Origin of the sequence: Actinomycetospora flava, assembly GCF_037400335.1 — a bacterium.
GTDB classification, from domain to species: Bacteria; Actinomycetota; Actinomycetes; order Mycobacteriales; family Pseudonocardiaceae; genus Actinomycetospora; species Actinomycetospora flava.
The window spans coordinates 384,535-405,335 of the sequence record NZ_JBBEGM010000002.1; the positions used below are offsets into that span (position 1 = coordinate 384,535).

Below are 20,801 nucleotides of genomic sequence, written 5' to 3' on the forward strand. Positions count from 1 at the left end.
AGGAGCCATGACCAGCCCGACCACCACCGACTTCGTGACCCGCCTGATGGACCTGTGGTCGACCCCGCTGCCGGCGGACGACGCGGCCGCGCGGGCCGCGTTCGGGGAGCTGTACACCGACCCTGTGCGGATCAACGGGACGGACATGTCGCTGGCGGACCTGCTGACCCGCGCCCGCGCGACCCAGGGCGCCTACGGCGACCTCGACCGCGAGATCCTCGAGCGCGTCGAGGCCCCGGGCAAACTCGTCGTCGCCTTCCGCATGCTCGGGACCCACACGGGCCCGATCGCGACGCCGATGGGCACGGTGCCCGCCACCGGCCGGCCCGTGGACATCCGCGTGATCGACGTCCTCACCCTCACCGACGGGCGGATCAGCGAGATCGTCATGGTCGCCGACGAGCTGACGAACCTGCACCGGCTGGGCGTGCTCGCGCTGGCCGGGTAGGACCGGTTCTCTTTTCGGGGATTGCTTCGATTTTCGAAGCGTTCCGCGGTCAGACGGGGACGCGGGGTCGTCCGCCGAGGCGGGGTTGTCGGTGGGGGTCGATCCAGTCGGGTGGGGTGAACCAGGGTCGGCCGTCTTGGATGGTGACGGTCCAGTGGCCGTGGTGCAGGAGTTGGTGGTGGTAGCTGCACAGCAGCACGAGGTTGTCGATTCGGGTGGGGCCGTGGTCGCGCCAGTGGTGGATGTGGTGGGCGTGGCAGCGGCGGGGGCGGCGGGTGCAGTCGGGGAAGGCGCAGCCGCCGTCTCGCAGGTTCAGCGCGCGGCGGATGGCGTCGGTGACGGTGCGTTGGAGGCGTCCGACGTCGAGGGGTTCTGATTTCGGGCCGAGGACGATGGGGACGATGTCGGCGTCGCAGGCCCAGCGGCGCAGGGTGGCGGGGTGGACGGGGGCGCCGGAGTCGAGCAGTCCGTAGCCACGGTGGCGGCCGCGGGTGGTGAGGGTGTCGGTGAGCCAGCGCTGGTCGAGGGTGATCGTGAGCGGTGCCCGCCCCGGCCGCGCGGCCCGCGCGGTACGTCCCGCCGGGTGCCCGGTCGGCTCCGGGCGGCGGGGCGCAGGGATCAGCGCATCCGCGACCGTGTCGCCGGTCGTGCTGTCGCCGGTCGTGCTGTCGCCGGTCGTGCTGTCGTCGGTCGTGCTGTCGTCGGTCGCGTCGTTGGTCTCGCCCGGGTCGCGGCGGGTGTCGGTGGCGATGCCGTGGGGGCCGGTGGCGTCGTTGACGAGGTCTTTGAGTCCTTCGATGCGCCGCAGTTTGAGTTCGCGCTGGTCGTCGGGCCCGCACGGGGTCGCGAGGGTGTCGATGGTCTCGACGAACGCTTCGGCGTCGACCGGATCCGACATCCGCCCCCGGAACAGCAACATCCCGTTGCGGCGGCGCACGAACCACAGCTCGTCATCCCGGCCGGCGTCCTCCTCGGGGGGTTCTTCGCCGTCGGGGTCGAGGTGGGCCAACACCCGGTCCGCGACCGCCTGCAGCCCTTTCGGTCCGAGCCGGGTCGCCTCGTCGGCGAGGGTCTGCTCGGCGGCGGTCCAGTCGTGGACGGGCAGGGAGTCGACGCGGTCGAGCCGTCGCATGGTGGTGCGGATGATCGCGATGTGCGCCGGCCCGACCTCCCCCGCCGCCGCGACCGTCGCGGTGGCCGGCAGCCGCGGCGGCAGCGGCTCACCGGACAGCGAGCTGCGGGGGCACAGGTCGCGGGCCTCGCCGACGAGGCGTTTCGCCTCGGTGGCGGGGATGCGCCACAGGGTCTCGAGCAGTCGGCGGGTGCAGCGGTCCCCGGAGAGCTCGGCGACCTGGGCGCGGTCGAGCTCGGCGACCTGCTCGAGACGGGCGTAGCCCTCGCGGCGGCGGGTGATCTCGCCGAGGCGGGCGCGCTCGAGCACCTCCCGTTCCACCGGCCCGAGCACCCGTTCGCTCATGTGTTCGAGTCTACCAGCTCTGCGCGCCATCGGCGACAGCCGCGTCAGCTCATCTCGTAGGGTCGATACCGCCTCAGCGACCCCGCGACCGGCACCTTCCGCAGCTCAGCGACCGGATGATCATGAGGAACGCGCCGGTCGCGTGTGTCGTCCGCGCGGCCGGTGCGCGAGCGGCACGTTCCGCCGATGCCTGCGTTTTCGATCATGCTGCATGTGCCGCTCGGGCCCGGTGCGTCGGCGATCGGCCGCGCCGCGGTGACCTGGGCAGCGGCGCCGACCGACAGGAGCGATCGCTGCCGACGGCCGGGCCGCACCCCGCGCGCAAGCTCCTCGGTACGACGACCGCCCCTGCGGAGGAGGCCCGATGAACCCCGCCCTGAGCTTCTACCAACCGCAACCCCCTGCACCACGACGAGGACTTCGCCGCGGCGACCCGCTTCGGCGGCCTCGTCGTCCAGGGCGGCGTCACCACGGCCGTGCTCAACGCCGTCGTCGCCGAGGACCTCCCCGGTCCCGGCAGCGTCTTCCTCCAGCTGGACCTGCGCTTCCTCGCGCCGGTGCGCCCGGGCGACGTCATCACCGGGTCGGCCGAGGTCACCGCGGCGCGGGCCGACAAGCCGATCACCGCGCTCGCCGTGCGGGTGACGCGGGACGACGAGGTCGTCGCCGTCGAGGGCGCCGCGGTCTGCTGGACGGCGCGACCTCAGCCGACCGCGACCGACGACCGGGACGGCACCACCAGCTCGTCGGCGACCCACTGAGCCACACCCTCGGGCCACGGCGCCGGCAGACCGAGCACGACGTGGGTGAACCCGGCGTCGAGCGCCTCGCGGATCGCCGCGCGGACCGCGCCGGGGTCGTCGTAGGAGACGGGCAGGTGGATCGAGCGGGTGATCGTGGCGGGGTCGCGGCCGATCTCGGCGCAGTAGCGGTCGAGCAGGGCGCTGCGCTCGACGCAGTCGGCGATGTCGCCGCCCGGGATGTTCCAGACGTCGGCGTGACGGGCCACCACGCGCAGTGTCTTCGCGGCCCGGCCCCCGACGAGGATCGGTGGGTGCGGGCGCTGCACCGGCTTCGGGTTGCCGAAGGCCCCGGTGAGCTGCACGTGCTCGCCGTGGAAGTCGAAGGGTTCCGGCTCGGTCCAGAGCCGGCGGATCACCGTGCAGGCCTCGTCGAGCGCCGCCACCGAGTCGCCGAAGTCGTGGTACGGCAGGCCGTGCGCGTCGTACTCGCGGCGCGCCCACGGGATGCTCGGGCGCGAACCGGCGCCGATGCCGAGGTCGAGCCGCCCGCCGGACACGATGTCGACCGTCGTCGCGATCTTCGCGAGCAGCGCCGGGGGCCGGAACCGGTTGCTGGTGACGAGCAGCCCGAGGCGCAGGCGCTCCGTCTGCGCCGCCATCGCCGCGAGCAGCGTCCAGCCCTCGAGGATCGGTCCCTCGGGGTCGGCGCCCCCGATCGGCTTGAGGTGGTCGAACAGCCACGCGTGGTCGATCTCCGGGATCGCGTCGGCCTCGCGCCACACCCGCGCCACGTCGGCGTAGTCGACCTGTTGCGGCGCGGTCACGATGCCGAAGCTGGGTGTCGTCATGGCGTCCTCCTCGTACGGCCGCCTATCCTGAGCCGAGGCGGAACCGTGTTCCGTCAACGCTACGGAACATAGTTCCGTTTGTCGACGAGGGGACGGATGGCGGACAAGAGGCGGGCCGACGCCCGGCGCAACGAGAGCGCGCTGCTCGACGCCGCGGCGGCGGTGTTCGTGACCTCCGGGGTCGAGGCGCCGGTGCGCGACGTCGCGGCGAAGGCCGGCGTCGGCGTGGGCACGGTCTACCGCCACTTCCCGACGCGCGCCGACCTCGTCGTCGCCGTCTACCGCCACCAGGTCGACGCCTGCGTCGCGGCGGGCGAGGAGGCCCTCGAGCGGGCCGGCGGCCGGTTCGACGCGCTGGCGGGCTGGATCGACCGGTTCGTCGACTTCCTCGTCACCAAGCACGGCCTGGCCGGCGCGCTGCAGTCGGACAGCCCCCAGTTCGAGACGCTGCACGCCTACTTCCTCGACCGGCTCGTGCCGGTGTGCGGGCGCCTGCTCGACGCCGCCGCCGCGGCGGGCGAGATCCGCGACGACGTGCCCCCGCTGCAGCTCATGCGGGCCGTCGGGAACCTCTGCATCGGCGCGGACGACGCCCGCTACGACGCCCGCCGGATGGTCGGCGTGCTGCTCGACGGGCTGCGCGCGACCTAGCTCGAGGGATCGGGCCGCTCGGACTCCGGCTCGTCCTCGGCCTCGGTGCCCGGGATGGCGGGACCGAGCAGGTCGTCGGCGTCGACGATCCGGTAGGCGTAGCCCTGCTCGGCGAGGAAGCGCTGGCGGTGGGCGGCGTACTCCGCGTCCACCGAGTCGCGCGCGACCACCGAGTAGAAGTGCGCCTGGCGGCCGTCGCCCTTGGGGCGCAGGAGCCGGCCGAGGCGCTGGGCCTCCTCCTGGCGGGACCCGAACGTCCCCGACACCTGGATCGCGACCGAGGCCTCGGGCAGGTCGATCGAGAAGTTCGCGACCTTCGACACGACCAGCACCGGGATCTCGCCCCGGCGGAACTGGTCGAACAGGACCTCGCGCTCCTTGTTCTTCGTCGAGCCCTGGATCACCGGGGCGTCGAGCGCGACGCCGAGCTCGTCGAGCTGGTCGAGGTAGGCGCCGATGACCAGCGCCGGCTCGCCCTCGTGGCGCGCGAGGATGCTCTTGACCACCGGGATCTTGGTGCGCGCGCAGGCGCAGAGCCGGTAGCGCTCCTCGGCCTCGGCGGTGGCGTAGATGATCCGCTCGTTGTCGGTCATCGTGACGCGGACCTCGACGCAGTCGGCGGGCGCCACCCAGCCCTGGGCCTCGATGTCGCGCCACGGGGCGTCGTAGCGCTTCGGGCCGATGAGCGAGAAGACGTCGCCCTCGCGGCCGTCCTCGCGCACGAGCGTCGCGGTGAGGCCGAGGCGCCGCCGCGACTGCAGGTCCGAGGTCATGCGGAACACCGGCGCGGGCAGCAGGTGGACCTCGTCGTAGATGATCAGGCCCCAGTCGCGGGTGTCGAACAGCTCGAGCGCCCGGAACTCGCCCTTCGTCTTGCGGGTCATCACCTGGTAGGTCGCGATGGTGACCGGGCGGATCTCCTTGCGCTCGCCCGAGTACTCGCCGATCTCGTCCTCGGTGAGCGACGTGCGCGCCACGAGCTCGCGCTTCCACTGCCGCCCGGCGACGGTGTTGGTGACGAGGATCAGCGTCGTCGCCCCGGCCTTCGCCATCGCCGCGGCGCCGACGAGCGTCTTGCCCGCCCCGCAGGGCAGCACGACGACCCCGGAGCCGCCGTGCCAGAAGCCCTCGACGGCGTCGGCCTGGTAGTCGCGCAGCTCCCAGTCGGACTGGTCGAGCTCGATGGGGTGGGCCTCGCCGTCGACGTAGCCCGCGAGGTCCTCGGCGGGCCAGCCGACCTTGAGCAGCGCCTGCTTGAGGCGCCCGCGCTCCGACGGGTGCACCGCGACGGTGTCGTCGTCGATGCGGTCGCCGAGCATCGGGGTGATCTTCTTGTTGCGCAGGACCTCCTCGAGCACGGCGCGGTCGTTCGACAGCATGACCAGGCCGTGCACGGGGGAGTTCGTCAGCTGCAGGCGCCCGTAACGGCCCATGGTGTCGACGACGTCGACGAGCAGGGCCTGCGGCACCGCGTAGCGGGAGTACTGCACGAGCGCGTCGACGACCTGCTCGGCGTCGTGACCCGCGGCGCGCGCGTTCCACAGCGCGAGCGGCGTCACCCGGTAGGTGTGGACGTGCTCGGGGGCGCGCTCGAGCTCGGCGAACGGCGCGATGGCCTGACGAGCGGCGGGGGCCGCCTCGTGGTCGACCTCGAGCAGCAGGGTCTTGTCGGACTGGACGATGAGCGGTCCGTTGCCGGGCTGACTCAACCTCTCGACCTCCGGGCTCGTCGGCGGGTGGTCCGTCCCATTCTCCTCCGGGGGACCGACACACCGTCGGGCGGAGCAGGGACGCCGCTCGGGGAGCGCTGAAGGCGGGCCGGACATTCCCCGTCACCGGACGGCTACAGTGGGCCCGCTCGAACCCGCCCTGGAGGAGCGACCACCGACCCGCTCGAGCTCACCTTCACGTCATGAGCTCGTCCGCTGCGAGGCCCTCACCGGTCCTCGCGCCGACCGCACTGGACGCCTGACCACACTGATGCGCCCGCTCGCCCTGCTCCCCGATCGTCGGACCGACGTGTCTCCGCGAGGCCGCACGGTGTCACCCACGTGCCACTCCACGAACCGGACGGCCGCGACCATAGCCCATCCCTGGTCACCGAGCGTCGACCAGGGACGCCTTCGGCGCGTGGCGTCGCCCGGCGAAGTCCGACCGACCGGCGGAACCGGGAGGACCCGTCCGTGACCACCCCTGAGCGAGCACCCGGGCGCACCCCCGTGCGGTACCACGATCCGCACGACGGGCGCCCCGGTGCCGACGACCGCTCCGGCGGCGACTGGACCGAGCGGCTGGCCCTGCGCAACTGGAGCCTGCCGGTCAAGCTGACGGCGGTCCTGCTGGTGCCGACACTGTTCGTGCTGACCCTCGGCGTGCTGCGCATCGTCGAGCAGACGCAGGAGGCGGCGTCCTACGACAGCGTCCAGCAGGCCGTGGCCCTCGAGGACGGCACGTCCCGCGTGCTGGGCGACCTCGCCGACGAGCGGTCGGCGGCGGCGGTCTACGTCGCGGCGAACCGCGCCGGCGGCTCCGGGCCCGTCGAGCAGCGCATCGAGGCCACCCGCGACGCGACCTCCGAGCTGCGCCGCTCCGCAGGCGCGGCCGACTCGCTCGACCAGCAGACGATCACGGCGTTCGACCAGGCCGACGACGAGATCGACCAGCTCGACCGGCTGCGCGACGACGTCATCGACGGCCGGGTCGACGCCGCCGGCGCGATCGCGCGCTACACCGAGACCATCGACACCCTCGAGGTGTTCGACCGCTCGCTCTCCCGCGAGGCCGCCGACCCGAGCGTCGCCGGGCTCGCCTCCGGGCTCTACTCGCTCTCGGTGGTGCGCGAGGAGGACGCCTACGTCCAGGCCGTCGTCGCCGCCGGCATCGCCGCGGGCCGCATCGACGCGCCCTCGATCGACCAGGCGCGCAACGCGACGCTGCGCCGCTCCATCGCCGTCGACGACTTCCGCTCGGCGGTCGGCACCGACAACGCCGCGCTGGCCGACGCCGTCGTCGGCCCCGACGTCGACAACCGCGACCTGCTCGCCCAGGTCGTGCTCGGCCGCGGTGCGGCGGGCCTGCCGCTGCAGGTCGCGGGCCCGGACTGGGAGCGCGCGTCCACCGCGGTCGAGGACCGCGACGCCGCGACCTCCGAGCAGCTGCGCGGCCAGCTCCAGGAGCAGGCCGGCTCGCTGCAGGCCGCCGCGCGCAACGACGCCGGCATCTCGTCGGTGATCCTGCTGCTGGCGCTCATGGCCGGCGCGGCGGTGGTCTTCTTCGTCACCCGCTCGCTGCTGCGCCCGCTGCGGCTGCTGCGGCGCACCGCGCTCGACGTCGCCGAGCGGCGCCTGCCGCAGGCGGTGAAGAGCCTGCGCGAGGGCGAGACGCCCGACACCACGATCGTCCCGACGCCGATCAACACCCGCGAGGAGATCGGGCAGGTCGCCCGCGCGTTCGACCAGGTGCACGAGCAGGCGGTCCGCCTGGCCGCCGAGCAGGCCGGCCTGCGCTCGGCGTTCAACTCGATCTTCGTCAACCTGTCGCGCCGCTCCCAGGCGCTGGTCGAGCGCCAGCTGCGGCTGATCGAGCAGCTGGAGAACTCCGAGGAGGACCCGGAGGCGCTCTCCAACCTCTTCCAGCTCGACCACCTCGCGACGCGCATGCGCCGCAACTCGGAGAACCTGCTGGTGCTCTCCGGCACCGACCTCTCGCGGCGCGGCAGCCGCCCGGTGCCGCTGGTCGACGTGCTGCGCGCCGCGGCGTCGGAGGTCGAGCAGTACCAGCGCATCGACCTCGCCCCGCCGCCGCAGGCCCAGCTGCTGGGCCGCACGGCGAGCGACGTCGTGCACCTCGTGGCCGAGCTGCTCGAGAACGCCACCACGTTCTCCGCCCCCGACACCCGCGTGCGGGTGCAGGCGACGCAGAACGGTGACGGCTCGGTGCTCGTCGAGATCCTCGACTCCGGCGTCGGCATGAGCGAGGAGGACCTGCACGAGGCCAACGTGCGGCTCGACTCGCCGCCGACCGTCGACGTGTCGGCGTCCCGGCGCATGGGCCTGTTCGTGGTCGGCCGCCTCGCGACCCGCCACGGCATCACCGTCGAGCTGCGCAACCGCGACGACGGCGGCGTCGCCGCCACGGCGCTGGTCCCGGCGTCCGCGGTGCTCGCGGGCAGCACGGACGGCCGCCCGGCGCTCGGTGCGGCCGGCGCCCGCCGTCCCGAGGGCGGCCCGAACGGTGCCCCCAACGGGGCTCCGAACGGCGCTCCGAACGGCGCTCTCAACGGCGCCCCGAACGGTGTGCCCGAGCAGGCGCGCGGCGGCGCTCCCGGCCTCCCCCAGCGGGAGCGGCGGGCGGTCGGCGCGCCGGGGGCGTTCTTCGCGCCTGGCGTCGACCCGGAGCAGGAGCAGGGCCGCCCGGCCCCGGACAACGGCGCCGAGCGCCGGCCGCTGCTGCCCCGCCGCGGGGCCTCGACCGGCGCGCCGGGCACCAACGGGCACGGGACGAACGGGCACGCGGGACCGGGTGGGCCCGGCCGCCCGACCGGCCCCGGCGCGCCCCCGCCCGGGCGTCCGGGCGGACCGCCGCCCGGGACTCCCGAGCGCCCGGAGCCCGAGCCCGCCGACGAGCTCGAGGAGCTCGAGGCCCCGGACGCGTACGACGACGACCTGGACGACGCCGACGACGACCGCGTCGCCAAGGTCGGCGACGAGGTCGTCGACGAGGAGTCGCAGCAGGTTCCGGAGCAGGCCCCCGAGCAGGCCCAGGAGCAGGGCCGTCACGGTTTCGTGGGCGGCACGGCGGCCGGGGGCGGTGCCGCCGCGCTGATCGGTGCGGCCGCCGCGCGCCGGCGCAGCCGCCGCCCGGAGGAGCCCGGCGAGGGCGTGCCCGCCGGCGAGGCCCCCGACGAGCAGGCCCCGGGCGAGCAGGCCCCCGACGAGCAGGCCCCCGACGAGCAGGCCGGGGAGGTCGCGCCGCCGGAGGTCGCGCCGCAGGCCGAGGACACCGAGGAGCCCGTCGAGGGCGCCGAGTCCCCCGACGCCGCGCCGCAGGGTCTGCAGGGCCCACCGCAGGGTCAGCCGCAGGGTCCCCAGCAGGGCCCGCCGCAGGGTCAGCCGCAGGGTCAGCCGCACGGCCCGCTCCCGGGCCGTCCGGGTCAGCCGGGCGGGCCCGGCGGACCCGGGGCGCCCACGGGCCCCGGCGGCTTCGGTGGCGGCGGCGCCGCGCCGACCCCCGGCGCGCCCGGCCGCCCGAGCGGCCCGGTGTGGGGCCCGCCGCCCGGCGGTCCCGGTGCTGGGCCCGGTCAGGGACCGCCTCCCGGCTGGCGTGGGGCTCCGCCCGGGCGCGGTCCGGCCGGTCCTGGTGGCCCGTACGGCCCGCCGCCGCACGGCGCCCCGCCGCGGCGGCCCGCGGACGGCCCGCCCATGTGGAACGGCGCGCCGGTCGTGCCGCCGCCCGGGCCCGCGGCCGGCGAGGAGCCGCCGCAGGAGGTCGAGGGCGCCGAGGTCCCCGCCGAGGTCGTCGAGGGCCAGGCGGCGCACGACGAGGCCGTCGCGCTCGCCGAGGAGCAGGCCGAGGCGCCCGCCCCCGTGGACGACGAGGTCGCCCCGGAGGAGACCCCGGCCCCGGACGCGCTGCCGAACCGCCGCGGCATGCTCCCGCTGCGTCCGCGCGTGGTGCGCCCGGCGGCGCGCCCGGCGTGGCAGGAGGGCTCGCCGGAGGCCGAGGCCGCGGCGCCAGCGGACGGGGCGGCGCCCGTCGCCCCGCAGCCGGGTGGTCCCGCGGAGACACCGGCGGAGGGTCTCGAGGCGCCGGCGTCCCCGGAGCCGGAGACCCCGCCGGAGCCGGGCGAGCCGCGGGGGATGCGGCCGTCGGGCCGGCGTCTCCCGCCGACCGGCGCGGCCTTCTCCCCGGGGATGGCCCCCCGACTGCGTCCGCGCCGCACGACCGGGGAGCCCGAGGACGCGCAGGCCGCTCCGGAGACCCCGGTGGCGCACGAGGCCCCGCTCGCCGAGCCGGTGACTCCCCCCGAGCCGCCGGCCGCGGAGGAGCCGCCGCGCCCGGCCGCGGGTCCCCAGGCCCCCGGTGCGCTCCCGCGCCGCGGCGCGCCGCAGGTCCCGCCCCCGCCGTCCGCGCCGCAGGTACCCACCGGCGGCGCACCGGACCGGCTCTTCGACCCGGCGCCGGCGGCCGAGGGCAACGGCCACACCCGCAACGGCGGCAACGGCGCGCCCGCGCGGGCGGTGCCGGAACGACTGCCCGGCCGGGCCGGGCGCCCGCAGCGGGAGCGGACGCCGATCTACGACGAGGTCGCGTCCGCGTGGTTCCGCGAGGCGCCGCCGGCCGCCGGGCCGGACGAGGCCGAGTGGGCCTCGACGTCGGGCGACGAGGGCTGGCGCGCGGCCGCGGCCACCGCCGACGCCCTCGACGCCGGCGTCAGCGGGGACGGCACGACGGAGTCGGGCCTGCCGAAGCGCCGGCCCCGCGCCCAGCTCGTGCCGGGAGCCGCGCGCTCCGGTGGGGGCGGGGCACCGGGCGACCGCCCGGCGGGGCCCGCGATCCCGCGGCGCAGCGCCGACGCGATCCGCGGACGTCTCGCGAGCTACCAGCAGGGCGTGGCCGACGGGCGGTCCACCCGCCGGGGCCGGCCGGGGGAGACCGAGGGCGAGCAGCAGGACGCTCGCCCCGGGGATGAGGAGGAGCAGTGACCGGAGCCCAGTCGCAGCCGAGCCGCTTCGGCTGGTTGGTCTCGAACTTCGCCGAGCGGGTGCCGGGGGTGGCGCACGCGGTCGTGGTGTCGGCCGACGGGCTGCTGCTCACGGCGTCGAACCGCCTGCCGCGGGACCGCGCCGACCAGCTGGCCGCCGTCGCGTCCGGCCTCATCAGCCTCACGCAGGGCGCCGCGCGCTGCTTCGAGGCCGGCGAGGTCGTGCAGACGGTGGTGGAGATGGAGCGGGGCATCGTCCTGCTCATGTCGATCAGCGACGGGTCGTGCCTCGCGACGCTCGCCGCCCCGAACTGCGACATCGGGCTGGTCGGCTACGAGATGACCTTGCTGGTCGACCGGGTCGGGCAGCTGCTGACCCCCGAGCTCCGTGCCGAGCTCCAGGGGTCGGCGGTGCGATGACGTCACGAGGGGGTGACGACCGGTGAGCGATGACCCCGGCGAGTCCTTCGCCGACGTCCTCAACGGCATCAGCGGGGCACCGAAGGCGCCGCGCGGCGAACGCCGCGGGCTCTTCCGGCGACGCCGCGACGCCGAGGAGGCGCCGGAGTCCCCGGCACCGTCGGCGCCCGCCGCGCCGGCGGGCGACGAGGCCGGACCGCCGAGTGACGGCACCGTCGCCCCCGACGGCTACCTGTACGGCGAGGGCGTGCCCGACGGCGCCCACGCCCTGGCGCCCGGGGAGCCGCCGACCGCTCCCTACGGCGTCCCGCAGGCCGGCCCCCCGCGGCACGAGCTCCCGGAACCCGAGCCACCGGGCGAGCGCGCCGACGACGTCGCGATCGTGCGTCCCTACGCCTGGACCGGCGGGCGGACCCGCCCGGTCTACGACCTCGCCGTCGAGACCCTCGTCTCGGTCGGCCCCGCGGGGCGCGAGCTCTCGCGGATCCCCCAGTACGAGCACCGCGCCGTGGCGGAGCTGTGTCGCGAACCCCGGTCCGTCGCGGAGGTGGCGGCGTTGCTGACGCTGCCCCTCGGCGTGGCCCGGGTGGTCATCGGCGACATGGCCTCGCAGGGCACCGTCGTGGTGCATCAGACCGCCTCGACCTCGGGCGACGTCCCGGACCTGGCGTTGATGGAAAGGGTGTTGAGTGGACTACGACGGCTCTGACGCGGGGGGCGCCGAGCCGGTCCCGACCACCACCTCAGCCAAGATCGTCGTGGCCGGGGGGTTCGGGGTCGGCAAGACCACGTTCGTGGGCTCGGTCTCCGAGATCGACCCGCTGACCACCGAGGCCGTGATGACCGACGCCAGCTCCGGCGTCGACGACCTCTCGGCGGTGCCGAACAAGCGCACCACCACGGTGGCCATGGACTTCGGCCGCGTCTCGCTCGACTCCGACCTGATCCTCTACCTGTTCGGCACCCCCGGGCAGGACCGGTTCTGGTTCATGTGGGACGACCTGGTGCGCGGCGCGATCGGCGCGGTGGTGCTCGCGGACACCCGGCGGCTCGCCGACTGCTTCGCGGCGGTCGACTTCTTCGAGGACCGGCGCCTGCCCTACGTGCTCGGCGTGAACGTCTTCGACGGCATCCTGCGCCACGAGCTCGAGGACGTCCGCGAGGCGCTCGCGATCGACCCGGCGGTGCCGATCCTGACCGTCGACGCCCGCGACCGGGAGTCGACGAAGCAGGCGCTCATCGCGCTCGTGGAGCACGCGATGCAGGTGTGGGCGGTCGGCGCGCGGGCCTGAGCGCGCCGGCTAGCGGTCGGCGAGCACGCTCACCGAGGTGATCCGGTGCAGCGCGAAGGACAGCGGGGTGGCGCCGACCGTGGTGCCGTTGGTCTCGCCGTCGTCCTCGACACCCTCGAGCACACCGCCGCCGACGCGCAGCGGGCGCACGACGCGCTGCGACGCGGTGCCGTGGGCGTCGACGTACCCGATCCACACGCTGCGCCCGGTGCGGGCGGCCTCGGCGAGGACGGCGACGGTGGCCGAGGTGGCCGTGCGCCCGGCCCCCGCCCCGGTCGGGCGGCCCCGGTTCGCGGTGGCGGCGCGGTCGCCGGCGCGGAGCTGGGCGACGAGCGCGGTGATCTGGTCCTCGGAGAGCGACGGCGTGGTGCCGACGGCGCGCTCGGGGCGCTTCGCGGGAGTGCGCCGGCCCCGGGGGCGCAGGTCGAGCACCCCGCCGACCTCGTCCTCGGCGACCGGTGACAGCCCGGCGGCGCGCAGCGCCTCGAGCACCTCGACCAGCGGCTGCGGGCTGACGAGCACGGTCGGCGCGATGCGGCGCAGCTCGAGGCGCTCGGCCTCGGGGTGCGCCATCACCTCGGCGACCAGCGCCTCGTCCTCCGAGCGCAGGAAGGACGCCGCCGCCCCGCCGCGCAGGCGCCCGTGGCGGCGCGCGACGTCGTCGACGAGGTACGTCAGGCCCTGGGGCACCGGGGTGGCCGAGCGCGTGGAGAACAGCTCGTGCAGGTCGGCCGCGGTCTGCCCGAGGTCGAGCGCGCGGCGCACCGAGGCCTCGCTGATCCGGTAGACGGTGGCGCTGCCCGCGGACTCGACGTCGGCGACGCGGTCGAGCGCGGCGGCGAGCTCGGGCTCGAGGCGCCCGGGCGCGACCGCGGTGAGGTCGGCCTGCAGCAGCACGTGGTCGACGGGGTCGGGCAGCGCGCGACGCAGCGCCGCGGCGGCGGCCGCGTCCGGGTCGTCGCCCGGGCCGCGCACCGGGACGAGCAGCTCGCGGGTCGCCGAGGTGATCGCGTCGTGGGCGACCAGCCCCATCGTCGTCGCCTCGCGCAGCACCGTGCGGACCATCTCGTCGCGCTGGCGCCCGCCCTTGCGCGGCGCGCGCCAGGCCAGGGAGGCGATGAGGTCGTCGGCGCTCGGCGGGCCCTCGCCGTCGTCGAACTCGCGCAGCCGGTCGAGCACGCGGCGACGCAGCGCCGGGGCCCAGGGCCGGCGGGCCTCGTCGGAGAGCGGGCCGATGAGCTTGTCGCCGACGTCGCGCGCCCCGACCAGCGAGGGCGCGCGCGGGGTGTCGAGCCAGCCCCGGGCGAGCATCACCCAGCGCACGTCGGGGCCCGCGGCGAACCAGCGGTCGACGGTGACGGTCGGCGTCCAGGCGGCGTCAGCCCCCTCGGAGACGGCGACGAGCCCGGCCCCGGCGAGCACCTCCACCAGCAGCGCCGCGTCCGCCTCGGTGAGCCCGAGGTCGCGGGCGACGCGGCGCAGGTCGCGCACCCCGAGCCCGCCGGAGCGCAGGACCGCGGGCGGGGCGTCCGACCACGCGGTCAGCACGGCCTCCGCGCGCCGCACCACCTCGAGGATCTCCCCGGCGGCGGTGGCGTCGACGTCGGCGGGAGCCCGCACGCGCGGCGCCGGCATCGGGTCGGTGAGGGCGACGTCGCCGAGCGGGCGGTCGCCGCGCACGCCGAGGGCGGCCTCGCGGGTGAGCTCGACGGTCTCGTGGTCGACCCGCACGAGCAGGCCCGCGGCGAGCAGCCGGCCCACCGGTCCGTCGTCGGGGCCCTGGGCGCGGCTGCGGCCGATCGGCCCGTCCGCCGACAGGGCCTCGACGACCGCGCGCTCGTCGGCGGACAGGGCGTCGACGACGGCGGCGGGGTCGTCGGCGGTGGCGATCTCCGAGAACTCCGGTGCGGGGCGCCCGAGCCCGCCGGGGTAGCGCACCGACACGTCGCGCAACGCCGGCACCGCGCGCAGGCCCGTGCGGGCGGCGGGGTCGGCGGCCGCGAGCTCCGGGACCGGCGTGGTGCCGTCGGGCCAGCACAGCGCGCGGCTCTCGAGGTCCGCGAGCGCGGCCCGGCCGGCCTGCGCGCGGTCCGGGCCGAGGAGCGCGAGGACGTCGCCCGCGGCCACGGCGCCCTCGTCGGCGCGCACCACGAGCAGCGCGTCGACCACCTGGAGGCCGAACGCGTCGAGGTCCTCGCACGCGCGCCCGACCGACATCCGCACGCTCGCGCGGGTGGCCACCACGCCGGTGTCGGCGGGGGCGGGCAGGGCGAGATCCGGGCGGGCGCGCAGCAGCGCGCCCAGGGTGTCGTCGTCCTGGGCGCGCAGGTGGTCGAGGAGGGTCCGGCCGGACATCACGTCCCACGGTAGTCGGGGCCGGGCGCGCACACCCCCGAGGTGCGGCAGACTGGGGCTCCGACGACCGGGAGGACAGGGAGAGATGGCCGACGACCACGCGACCGGAGCACAGCACGACACCCCGCCGCGCCAGGATCCCTGGTGGCCGGAGGTCGAGGGCGGCCACCCGATCACGGAGCTGATGGCGCCCACGCAGGGCTCGCCGTCGCCGTTCGGCGAGACGGAGTTCCCCCTGCCGGCCGACCAGCTCGGCTACGAGCACCCGGTCACGGAGATCAACCGCTAGACAGGGCGCGAAGCCGTGAGCTCAGCACGCCGATAGGGGAGCCGGACCATCGACATGAGCCCTGTCGCCGGTCTCCTGCTCGCGGCGGGCGGGGGCCGGCGCATGGGCCGCCCCAAGGCCGCCGTCGAGCTCGACGGCGAGCCGCTGGTGCGCCGCGCGGCCCGGGCGCTGAGGGCCGCGGGGCTCGCGCCCGTCGTCGTCGTGCTCGGGGCGGGCCTGCCCGACACCGCCGCGCTCCTCGACCCCGGGACCACCTGGGTGCCCGCGCCCGGCTGGGACACCGAGGGCCAGGCCGCCTCCCTGCGCGCGGGGCTGGAGGCCCTCGAGGAGACCGACGCCGTCGCCGCGCTCGTCACGCTCGTCGACACCCCGGGCATCGGGCCCGAGGCCCTCGCGCGGGTCGCGTCCCGCGCCGAGGGCCCCGACGTGCTCGCCCGCGGCGCCGTCGGGGGCCGGGCGGGCCACCCCGTGCTGATCGGCCGGGCGCACTGGGAGGCTGTGCACGCGGCGGCCGCCGGCGACGCCGGGGCGCGGGGCTTCCTGCGCGGCCGGGACGACGTGGCGGCCGTGGAGATCGGGGACGTCGCCGTCGACGACGACCTCGACACCCCCGACGACCTGCAGCGCTGGGTGGGGACGCGAAGCGGAGCGGAGCCGGACCGGTGAGTGCGGCTCGACGAGAGGAGACACGGTGACCGTCCCGGGACCCGGTTACGCGATCACGGCCCGCGTCGAGGCGCCGGCGAGCGCCACCGCGGCGGGCGACCTCGCCGTCGCCGTGGGGCGCGTCGGCGGCGTCATGACGGCGTTCGACGTCGTCGAGTCGCGCACCGACTCGATCATCGTCGACATCAGCTGCAACGCGCTGTCCGAGGAGCACACGGTCCAGATCACCGACGCCCTCGACGCGCTCGACGGCGTGCGGGTGCGCAACGTCTCCGACCGCACCTTCCTCGTGCACCTCGGCGGGAAGATCGAGGTCAACCCCAAGGTCGGCCTGCGCACCCGTGAGGACCTCTCGCGCGCCTACACGCCGGGCGTCGCCCGGGTCTGCCAGGCCATCGCGAAGCGACCCGACGACGCCCGCAGCCTGACGATCAAGCGCAACACGGTCGCCGTGGTCACCGACGGCTCCGCGGTGCTCGGGCTCGGCAACCTGGGCGCCGCTGCGTCGATGCCGGTGATGGAGGGCAAGGCGGCGCTGTTCAAGCGCTTCGCCGGCGTCGACGCCTGGCCGGTCTGCCTCGACACCCAGGACACCGAGGAGATCATCTCGATCGTCCGCGCGCTCGCCCCCGTCTACGGCGGGATCAACCTCGAGGACATCGCCGCGCCGCGCTGCTTCGAGATCGAGGAGCGGCTGCGGGACATGCTCGACATCCCCGTCTTCCACGACGACCAGCACGGCACCGCCGTCGTGGTGCTCGGCGCCCTGCGCAACGCGCTGCGCGTCGTCGGCAAGGAGATGAACGACTGCCGGATCGTCGTCTGCGGCGTCGGCGCCGCGGGGTCGGCGATCATCCGGCTGCTGCTGCCGCTCGCCCCGAAGGACCTGCTCGCCGTCGACGTCGAGGGGATCATCCACCCGGACCGCCCCGGCCTCCACGAGAGCCTGCGGTGGGTGGCCGAGCAGACCAACGCCGAGCACCGCACCGGCGACCTGCGCGACGCGATGCCCGGCGCCGACGTGTTCATCGGGGTGTCGGCGCCGAACCTGCTCTCCGAGGCCGACGTCGCCGGGATGGCCGAGCGCGCCGTGGTCTTCGCGCTGGCCAACCCGGACCCGGAGATCGACCCGGCGATCGCGCAGCGGCACGCCTCGGTGGTGGCCACCGGCCGGTCCGACTACCCGAACCAGATCAACAACGTGCTCGCCTTCCCGGGCATCTTCCGTGGGCTGCTCGACGCCCACGCGCGCGGCATCTCCGACGTCATGCTGCTCGCCGCGGCGGCCGCGATCGCCGACGTCGTCGCCGAGCCGAACCCGCTGTTCATCGTGCCCAGCGTCTTCGACAGCACGGTCGCGACCGCGGTGGCGTCGGCGGTGCGCAAGGTCGCCGAGTCCGACCGCGACGGCGACCGCGTCCCCGTCGGCGAGGCGCTGGCCGTCGGCGAGGAGACCGCGAGGGCGACGGAGGCGGCGGATGAGTAGGACACGGAGCGAAGCGGAGCTGGACCGATGAGTGAGAGCTCGGGGCTGACCCACGTCGACGCGACCGGCGCCGCGCGCATGGTCGACGTCGGCGACAAGGAGGTCACGCGCCGCACCGCGACCGCGACCGGCGTCATGCACACGACGGCCGAGGTCACCGCGGCGCTGCGCGACGACACCGTCCCCAAGGGCGACGCGCTCGGCGTCGCGCGGGTCGCGGGGATCATGGGCGCCAAGCGCACGCCGGACCTCGTCCCGCTGTGCCACCCCATCCCGCTGGCCGGGGTCACCGTCGACCTCGAGGTGGGGGACGACCACGTCGCCATCACCGCCACCGCCCGCAGCGCCGACCGCACCGGCGTCGAGATGGAGGCGCTGACCGCGGTCGCCGTCGCCGGGCTGACCCTGCACGACATGATCAAGGCGCTCGACCCGGCGGCGACGCTGGACGCGGTGCGCCTCGAGCACAAGGAAGGGGGCCGCTCCGGTGTCTGGACCCGACCCGACGGCCGCTGAGCCGCCCGACCCCACCCGGCGGGCGCGCGTCGTCACGGCGTCCAACCGCGCCGCGTCCGGCGTCTACACCGACCGCGGCGGCCCGATCATCGTCGAGTGGCTGCGCGGGCAGGGGTTCACGACGCCCGACCCCGTGGTCGTCCCGGACGGCGAGCCCGTCGCCGCGGCGCTGCGCGAGGCGGTCGCCGACGGCGCCCACGTCGTCGTCACCACCGGCGGCACGGGCATCTCGCCCACCGACGCGACGCCCGAGGCCACCCGGGCGGTCATCGACTACGAGATCCCGGGCCTCGCCGACGCGGTCCGCCGCGCCGGCGCGGACAAGGTGCCGGCGTCGGTGCTGTCACGTGGCGTGGCGGGGGTCGCCAAGCGCACCCTGGTGGTGAACCTGCCCGGCTCCCCGGGCGGGGTGCGCGACGGGCTGGCCGTGCTCGAGCCGGTGCTGGCCCACGCCGTCGACCAGATCCTGGGAGGGGACCACCAGTGAGTGCACCGGAGACCGCCCGCGTCCTGCGCGCGACCGTCACCGAGGAGCCGCTCGACGTCTCCGAGCACGCCGCGATGGTCGACGACGCGGCCGCCGGCGCCGTCGTCACCTTCGCGGGCGTCGTCCGCGACCATGACCACGGCCGCTCGGTGACCGCCCTGGACTACGAGGGCCACCCGAGCGCCGCGGCCGTGGTGGAGAAGGTCGCCGCCGAGGTCGCCGGGCAGTTCCCCGGGGTGCGCGCGCTCGCCGTGACCCACCGCGTCGGCCCCCTGGGGATCGGCGACGTGGCGCTGGCCTGCGCCGTCGCCGCCGAGCACCGCCGCGAGGCGTTCGACGCCTGCAGCGAGCTCGTGGACGCCGTCAAGCGCGAGCTGCCGGTGTGGAAGCGCCAGGAGTTCACCGACGGCACCGAGGAATGGGTCAACTGCCCCTGACCCACGCCCCGGTGGCTCGCCCTGTGGGGAGCGAGGGACTCCCCGGATGCGTGGGACGCAGCCAGGGAGGCCCTCGCACCGAGCCACCCGCCGCCGCTCCACCCCTCGGTGCTCGGGGCGGAGCCGTCAGCTCATCGAGAGCGTCTGCCCCGGCAGGATCATGTTCGGGTCGCTGATGACGTCGGTGTTCGCCGCGGCGAGCGTGCGCCAGGTCTGACCGTGCGACGCGGCGATCGAGCTGAGCGTGTCGCCGTTCTTCACGGTGTAGGACCCCGCCGACGAGGACGACGAGGACGACGACCCCGAGTCGCGCACCTGGCGGGTCTCCGAGCGGCTGCTGCTCGAGCTGCTGCCGGAGTCGTCATCATCATCGTCGTCGGAGTCGCTGGACGCCGACGACGAGCCCGACGAGCCCGACGACCCGGTGTTCGGCGAGTTGTCGGTCTGCCCGGTCTTGCGGGAGCACGTGGGCCAGGCGTTCATGCCCTGCTCGGCCTTGACGCGCTCGGCGACGCGGATCTGCTCCGAGCGGCTGGCGTCCTCGGGCTGGCCCGAACCGCCGAAGGCGCGCCAGGTCGAGTCGGTGAACTGCAGGCCGCCGCCGAAGCCGTTGCCGGTGTTGATGCCCCAGTCGCCGCCGCTCTCGCACTGGGCCAGCGCGTCCCAGTCGGTGTCGGCGTGCGCGGCCGGGGCCGCGAGCAGGGCGGCGGGGACCACGGGGGCGCCGGCCGCGACGACGGCGAGGGCGGCGCGGCCGACGCGGCCGGGGCGGCGCGCCGCGCGGTGACGTCCACGAGCGGCGAGTGCTGCGGGCAGCACGGGGTCAACGATGTCCACGCTTCTCCACGGGGCCGCGCGCGCGTCGCGCCGGGCCGTCGCGTGGGGGAGCGGACGGGGGAGCACCGGTCGCGGGCGCCCCTGTCCGGGCACAGATGATGCGGGGGAACGAGCCCGTCGGACAGGGGGAGCGCCCGGGCCTCGGTCGGCGCCGCCGCGCGGGCCGACGGACCGAGGTTAGATCTCCGGCGGCGTCACGGCGCGTGGCTCTCAGGTTCGTGAGAATCCGCGGAAGTCACGAACGGGTGACGAAAGTGCAGCTCCGGGGACTCGATGTGGCCGACCGTGAGCGGGACGGAACGCCGCGTACCTGAGACCTGTGAGTCAGCTCACATACACGACGGCCCCGGCTCCACGCGGGAGCCGGGGCCGTCGGGTGCGCGGTACGGCTGAGATCAGCGCAGGGCGAGCTGCTGCCCGACGCTGAGGTCGTCCGGGTTCGCCAGGCCGTTGCGCTCGGCGACGGACTGCCACGAGACGCCGTTGGCGGCGGCGATCGAGCTCAGGGTGTCGCCGGAGGCGACGGTGTGGGCGGCGCCGGGAGCGGCCGGGGCGGCCGCCGGCTGGGCCGGCTTCTCGGCGGGCGCGGCGGACCGGATGCCCTCGGAGTCCGAGTCGTCGGAGTCGGACGAGCTGGAGCTCGACGAACCGGAGTCGGACTCGGTGTTCGCCGAGTCGTCGGTGTTGCCGGTCTTCTTCGAGCACGTCGGCCAGGCGTTCATGCCCTGCTCGGCCTTGACGCGCTCCGCGACCTGGATCTGCTCCTCGCGGCTGGCGTCCTCCGGCTGGCCGGAGCCGCCGAAGGCGCGCCAGGTGGAGTCGGTGAACTGCAGGCCGCCGCCGAACCCGTTGCCGGTGTTCGTGCTCCAGTCGCCGCTGCTCTCGCACTGGGCGAGCTCGTCCCAGTCCGTGTCGGCGGACGCCAGGCCCGTGGTCAGGGCCATCGGTGCCGCGGCGACCGCGCCCACCAGGGCGAACTGGGCGGCGCGCCGTCCGAGGGCGCGCGCCAGCGACTCATCGGTGTTCCGAGCCATGACCTCTCTCCGTACCGCGCCGCACGGGCGGAGCCTCGCGAGCGGGTCGACGGCCGGTTCCACGCGGCCTCACCGCCCGTGGGTGCTCAGGGGCACCCGGGGCCCTGCTGTC

At 75.8% G+C, this 20,801-nt stretch carries 16 protein-coding genes and 2 pseudogenes; 12 read left to right on the plus strand and 6 right to left on the minus strand.

Annotated elements, in window-relative coordinates:
- Positions 1-7 precede the first annotated feature (7 nt).
- The gene (locus tag WCD58_RS08525) at positions 8-448 is read left to right on the plus strand and encodes an ester cyclase (protein ID WP_337701589.1); all 441 of its coding nucleotides are present in this window, start codon (positions 8-10) and stop codon (positions 446-448) included.
- 49 nt (positions 449-497) lie between these two features.
- Here the strand turns inward: WCD58_RS08525 and WCD58_RS08530 are convergent, their stop codons facing one another.
- Positions 498-1,925 (minus strand): HNH endonuclease signature motif containing protein, encoded by a 1,428-nt coding sequence (locus WCD58_RS08530; protein ID WP_337701591.1) that lies wholly within the window; start codon positions 1,923-1,925, stop codon positions 498-500.
- Positions 1,926-2,320: 395 nt separating this feature from the next.
- Here WCD58_RS08530 and WCD58_RS08535 point away from each other — a divergent pair.
- A pseudogene (locus WCD58_RS08535) lies at positions 2,321-2,686 on the plus strand (MaoC/PaaZ C-terminal domain-containing protein); the annotation flags it as partial.
- On the opposite strand, the gene WCD58_RS08540 reads toward WCD58_RS08535, so the two are convergent.
- Positions 2,629-3,516 (minus strand): LLM class flavin-dependent oxidoreductase, encoded by an 888-nt coding sequence (locus WCD58_RS08540; protein ID WP_337701593.1) that lies wholly within the window; start codon positions 3,514-3,516, stop codon positions 2,629-2,631. The pseudogene WCD58_RS08535 and the gene WCD58_RS08540 overlap by 58 nt on opposite strands.
- Before the next feature lie 96 nt (positions 3,517-3,612).
- On the opposite strand from WCD58_RS08540, the gene WCD58_RS08545 reads away from it, so the two are divergent.
- Positions 3,613-4,167 carry a TetR/AcrR family transcriptional regulator gene (locus WCD58_RS08545; protein WP_337701595.1) on the plus strand — a complete coding sequence of 185 codons (555 nt, stop codon included), beginning with the start codon at positions 3,613-3,615 and terminating at the stop codon, positions 4,165-4,167.
- Here WCD58_RS08545 and WCD58_RS08550 read toward each other — a convergent pair.
- The gene (locus WCD58_RS08550) at positions 4,164-5,876 is read right to left on the minus strand and encodes a DNA repair helicase XPB (protein WP_337701596.1); all 1,713 of its coding nucleotides are present in this window, start codon (positions 5,874-5,876) and stop codon (positions 4,164-4,166) included. The two genes, WCD58_RS08545 and WCD58_RS08550, sit on opposite strands and share 4 nt — an antisense overlap.
- A 474-nt stretch (positions 5,877-6,350) precedes the next feature.
- Between WCD58_RS08550 and WCD58_RS08555 the strand changes: the two genes are divergently transcribed.
- Genes WCD58_RS08555 through WCD58_RS08570 form a run of 4 tightly spaced genes read left to right on the plus strand, consistent with a single transcriptional unit; the run spans position 6,351 to position 12,582 of the window.
- Positions 6,351-10,871 (plus strand): sensor histidine kinase, encoded by a 4,521-nt coding sequence (locus WCD58_RS08555; protein ID WP_337701597.1) that lies wholly within the window; start codon positions 6,351-6,353, stop codon positions 10,869-10,871.
- Positions 10,868-11,290, plus strand: a complete 423-nt coding sequence (locus WCD58_RS08560) for a roadblock/LC7 domain-containing protein (protein ID WP_133825801.1) — start codon at positions 10,868-10,870, stop codon at positions 11,288-11,290. The genes WCD58_RS08555 and WCD58_RS08560 overlap by 4 nt, the downstream gene beginning before the upstream one ends.
- A gap of 22 nt (positions 11,291-11,312) precedes the next feature.
- Positions 11,313-11,999: a DUF742 domain-containing protein gene (locus WCD58_RS08565; protein WP_337701604.1), complete on the plus strand. Its 687-nt coding sequence runs from the start codon at positions 11,313-11,315 to the stop codon at positions 11,997-11,999.
- Positions 11,980-12,582: a GTP-binding protein gene (locus WCD58_RS08570; protein ID WP_337701606.1), complete on the plus strand. Its 603-nt coding sequence runs from the start codon at positions 11,980-11,982 to the stop codon at positions 12,580-12,582. Before WCD58_RS08565 ends, WCD58_RS08570 begins: the two co-directional genes overlap by 20 nt.
- A 9-nt stretch (positions 12,583-12,591) precedes the next feature.
- Here WCD58_RS08570 and WCD58_RS08575 read toward each other — a convergent pair whose 3' ends face one another.
- Positions 12,592-14,937: a helicase-associated domain-containing protein gene (locus tag WCD58_RS08575; RefSeq protein ID WP_337701609.1), complete on the minus strand. Its 2,346-nt coding sequence runs from the start codon at positions 14,935-14,937 to the stop codon at positions 12,592-12,594.
- Between the two features lie 85 nt (positions 14,938-15,022).
- Between WCD58_RS08575 and WCD58_RS08580 the strand changes: the two genes are divergently transcribed.
- The 5 genes and pseudogenes from WCD58_RS08580 (at position 15,023) to WCD58_RS33595 (ending at position 18,818) form a co-directional block, all read left to right on the plus strand.
- A complete protein-coding gene (locus tag WCD58_RS08580) occupies positions 15,023-15,226 on the plus strand; it encodes a hypothetical protein (RefSeq protein ID WP_337701611.1) in 204 nt (67 codons plus the stop codon).
- A 54-nt stretch (positions 15,227-15,280) separates the two neighbouring features.
- Complete coding sequence (locus WCD58_RS08585; protein WP_337701613.1) at positions 15,281-15,892, plus strand: nucleotidyltransferase family protein; 612 nt, start codon at positions 15,281-15,283, stop codon at positions 15,890-15,892.
- A 25-nt stretch (positions 15,893-15,917) separates the two neighbouring features.
- Positions 15,918-17,378: an NAD-dependent malic enzyme gene (locus WCD58_RS08590; RefSeq protein ID WP_337701615.1), complete on the plus strand. Its 1,461-nt coding sequence runs from the start codon at positions 15,918-15,920 to the stop codon at positions 17,376-17,378.
- A 27-nt stretch (positions 17,379-17,405) separates the two neighbouring features.
- Complete coding sequence (gene moaC / locus WCD58_RS08595) at positions 17,406-17,894, plus strand: cyclic pyranopterin monophosphate synthase MoaC (RefSeq protein WP_337701617.1); 489 nt, start codon at positions 17,406-17,408, stop codon at positions 17,892-17,894.
- A pseudogene (locus WCD58_RS33595) lies at positions 17,866-18,818 on the plus strand (molybdenum cofactor biosynthesis protein MoaE). The gene moaC and the pseudogene WCD58_RS33595 overlap by 29 nt, the downstream one beginning before the upstream one ends.
- Before the next feature lie 126 nt (positions 18,819-18,944).
- Here the strand turns inward: WCD58_RS33595 and WCD58_RS08610 are convergent.
- Both WCD58_RS08610 and WCD58_RS08615 read right to left on the minus strand, forming a co-directional pair.
- On the minus strand, positions 18,945-19,637 hold the full coding sequence (locus WCD58_RS08610; RefSeq protein WP_337701623.1) for a transglycosylase family protein: 693 nt from the start codon (positions 19,635-19,637) through the stop codon (positions 18,945-18,947).
- 413 nt (positions 19,638-20,050) lie between these two features.
- On the minus strand, positions 20,051-20,689 hold the full coding sequence (locus WCD58_RS08615) for a LysM peptidoglycan-binding domain-containing protein (protein ID WP_337701625.1): 639 nt from the start codon (positions 20,687-20,689) through the stop codon (positions 20,051-20,053).
- Between the last annotated feature and the right edge of the window lie 112 nt (positions 20,690-20,801).

What these genes read in the sequence shown, in the direction of transcription:
- moaC (WP_337701617.1), top strand. Translation starts at nt 17,406, where the DNA reads ATGAGTGAGAGCTCGGGGCTGACCCACGTCGACGCGACCGGCGCCGCG.
- WCD58_RS08530 (WP_337701591.1), bottom strand. Translation starts at nt 1,925, where the DNA reads ATGAGCGAACGGGTGCTCGGGCCGGTGGAACGGGAGGTGCTCGAGCGC.
- WCD58_RS08585 (WP_337701613.1), top strand. Translation starts at nt 15,281, where the DNA reads ATGAGCCCTGTCGCCGGTCTCCTGCTCGCGGCGGGCGGGGGCCGGCGC.
- WCD58_RS08545 (WP_337701595.1), top strand. Translation starts at nt 3,613, where the DNA reads ATGGCGGACAAGAGGCGGGCCGACGCCCGGCGCAACGAGAGCGCGCTG.
- WCD58_RS08575 (WP_337701609.1), bottom strand. Translation starts at nt 14,937, where the DNA reads ATGTCCGGCCGGACCCTCCTCGACCACCTGCGCGCCCAGGACGACGAC.
- WCD58_RS08580 (WP_337701611.1), top strand. Translation starts at nt 15,023, where the DNA reads ATGGCCGACGACCACGCGACCGGAGCACAGCACGACACCCCGCCGCGC.
- WCD58_RS08615 (WP_337701625.1), bottom strand. Translation starts at nt 20,689, where the DNA reads ATGGCTCGGAACACCGATGAGTCGCTGGCGCGCGCCCTCGGACGGCGC.
- WCD58_RS08540 (WP_337701593.1), bottom strand. Translation starts at nt 3,516, where the DNA reads ATGACGACACCCAGCTTCGGCATCGTGACCGCGCCGCAACAGGTCGAC.
- WCD58_RS08525 (WP_337701589.1), top strand. Translation starts at nt 8, where the DNA reads ATGACCAGCCCGACCACCACCGACTTCGTGACCCGCCTGATGGACCTG.